The organism is Bacillus sp. JJ1474 (assembly GCF_036965225.1).
Lineage (GTDB): Bacteria > Bacillota > Bacilli > Bacillales > Cytobacillaceae > Cytobacillus.
Genome location: NZ_JBALPC010000300.1, coordinates 6,063 through 8,160, shown reverse-complemented (window position 1 = coordinate 8,160; position 2,098 = coordinate 6,063). Strand labels below are relative to the sequence as shown.

General features: G+C 36.9%; 4 protein-coding genes and 1 riboswitch. Of the genes, 1 reads left to right on the top strand and 3 read right to left on the bottom strand.

What is annotated here, in order from left to right:
• Positions 1-14: 14 nt before the first annotated feature.
• Positions 15-506: a GNAT family N-acetyltransferase gene (locus V7164_RS24985; protein ID WP_335355571.1), complete on the top strand. Its 492-nt coding sequence runs from the start codon at positions 15-17 to the stop codon at positions 504-506.
• Positions 507-550: 44 nt separating this feature from the next.
• Here V7164_RS24985 and V7164_RS24980 read toward each other — a convergent pair whose 3' ends face one another.
• From V7164_RS24980 to V7164_RS24970, 3 genes are all read right to left on the bottom strand, one after another.
• Entirely contained in the window at positions 551-865 is a 315-nt protein-coding gene (locus V7164_RS24980) for a DMT family transporter (protein ID WP_335355570.1), read from the bottom strand.
• Positions 862-1,206, bottom strand: a complete 345-nt coding sequence (locus V7164_RS24975; RefSeq protein ID WP_335355569.1) for a DMT family transporter — start codon at positions 1,204-1,206, stop codon at positions 862-864. Before V7164_RS24975 ends, V7164_RS24980 begins: the two co-directional genes overlap by 4 nt.
• Before the next feature lie 67 nt (positions 1,207-1,273).
• Positions 1,274-1,368: riboswitch (guanidine-I (ykkC/yxkD leader) on the bottom strand.
• Between the two features lie 135 nt (positions 1,369-1,503).
• Positions 1,504-2,098: hypothetical protein (locus tag V7164_RS24970; protein WP_335355568.1), on the bottom strand; the 595-nt coding region annotated here is incomplete at its 5' end.

The following is a 2,098-nucleotide window of genomic DNA, read 5'->3' as shown; positions in this document are numbered from 1 at the left end:
AAAGGTGGATTTACATGAATTATTCTATCCGGACTATGACTCTCGATGATATTCCACAGGTACAAAATGTAGCTAAATCAAGCTGGAATCATACATATGAAGGAATCATCCCAAGAGACATCCAAGATAATTTCTTAAAATCGGCTTATAACGATGAAATGATGAAAAGAAGATTAGAGCATTCCTATTTGTATGTTGCTGAAATAGAGGGCGCAATTGTAGGTTTTGCCAATTATTCTACTATTAAGGAGCATGGAGAGGTTGAGCTTGGCGCCATTTATCTTTTGCCAGAATATCAAGGAAAAGGCATTGGAACAGCTTTGCTCCGTGAAGGGCTTCATCATATTGAAGGAATTAATGAAGTTTATATAAATGTAGAAAGTGATAATCATATTGGCAGAAATTTTTACGATGCCAAAGGTTTTACAGTAGTATCTGAATTTGATGACAACTTTGACGGTCATATTTTGAAAACCGTTCGAATGGTTCTAAAAAAACTAGATTGAGATATGATTTTTTTAAAAAAAGCTCGCCTTTTTAGCGAGCTTTTTCACGATACTAATTTCAACCCAATTGCTGCACCAAGAACCATGCTAATAAATAATAGCCTTTTCCACCCCTTTTGCTCACCATACAACACAATACCCAAAATGGCTCCACCAGAAGCTCCAATTCCAGTCCAGATGGCGTAGGCTGTTCCCATCGGCAATTCCTCCATAGCGAGGGCTAGAAAAAGAAAGCTTGCTCCGAAACCGATAAGCAGCATGATAAGTGACTGCCAATTACGATTTTTGTGCAGGCTGTTGATCATCAGAACACCTATCATTTCAAATATCCCTGCTAAGATGAGATAAACCCAACTCATGATGCAGCCTCTCCTTTCGAATCAGTTTCTTCTTCATTCGTAACAAGCTTAAGCCCAATGACTCCCGCTAATAAAATTAGGACGAGAATAATCTTCGATATTTTTAAAGGCTCATCAAAGAAAATAATTTCTGATAAAACGGTTCCAGCCGTACCCAACCCAACAAAAACGGCATATACCGTACCGACCGGCAATTTCTTTCCTGCCATGATTAGTACATAAAAGCTGACAATGATACAAACAATTGTCCCCGCCCATGTCCAAATATCATAAGCATGCTTAAGACCTATCACCCAAAACACCTCAAAAAATGCGGCAATAAATACCTTTAACCAATTCATGCTGCTTCCCTCCAATACAAATTTCCCCAAGACAAAAAGCCTAAGAGATCGCTGTCAATAAACAGTCATCTCCCAGGCTTTTATCCTTCCGTGGCACAGATATTTCTGTGAGTTTTCTCTCGGACCAGGCCAGTTATCTGCGGAACCCTAGAAAACATTTTTATTAATTTCCTTATATTATATAAGAAACGAAACGATGTGCAAGCGGAACTAATTGCTATTTTGAGCTTTATATTCACGCCAAATTCCTTCTATCTCCATTATTCTCTGCTTTTCTTATACTTTTAATCTCCATTGTTAATAAATAAAGTTCCACTTCCAAGCTAGGAATCCTATAAAAATGAACCCCCCTATACCTAGTCCAATGGAAAGAAGAATCTGTATCCAAAAAACCTCATTCTCCCTTTCCTCCCAATATTTCTCAATAATATTTGTTTTGATTTCTTCGTATTCATATAGATGCCACCATTTTCTAAAGCTTAATTGATACGTCTTTAATTCCTTTTCTCCTCCCCAAGGATTGCTCACTTTTATAATTGTTTGATCTTCTAGATGAAATTGATGCAAATCCGAAAAATCAAATCCCTCCTCTGTAAAGGTAATGGATAAACGATTTAATTCCGAGCGTACACGTTCAACAACAATATTTTTAGATGTTTGTTTAATCACTAAGACTTGCCCTGTCACAAATAATCTATATAAAATGATGGCGAAAACGATCAATAAGCTGATAATAAGGGGATAAAGAAAATTCTCGTCAAAGATGAATTGGCTGGAGAGAACCGTTTGAAAGATGAAAAATGAAAAGGTGTACATAGCCTCCAACTTTGACTTAGCTGAGATTCCTCGATATTTATATACCCTGAAAGCCTCATAGAAACTTAATAGTGAT

Coding starts and splice junctions, on each gene's coding strand:
- V7164_RS24985 (WP_335355571.1), top strand. CDS start 15: ATGAATTATTCTATCCGGACTATGACTCTCGATGATATTCCACAGGTA.
- V7164_RS24980 (WP_335355570.1), bottom strand. CDS start 865: ATGAGTTGGGTTTATCTCATCTTAGCAGGGATATTTGAAATGATAGGT.
- V7164_RS24975 (WP_335355569.1), bottom strand. CDS start 1,206: ATGAATTGGTTAAAGGTATTTATTGCCGCATTTTTTGAGGTGTTTTGG.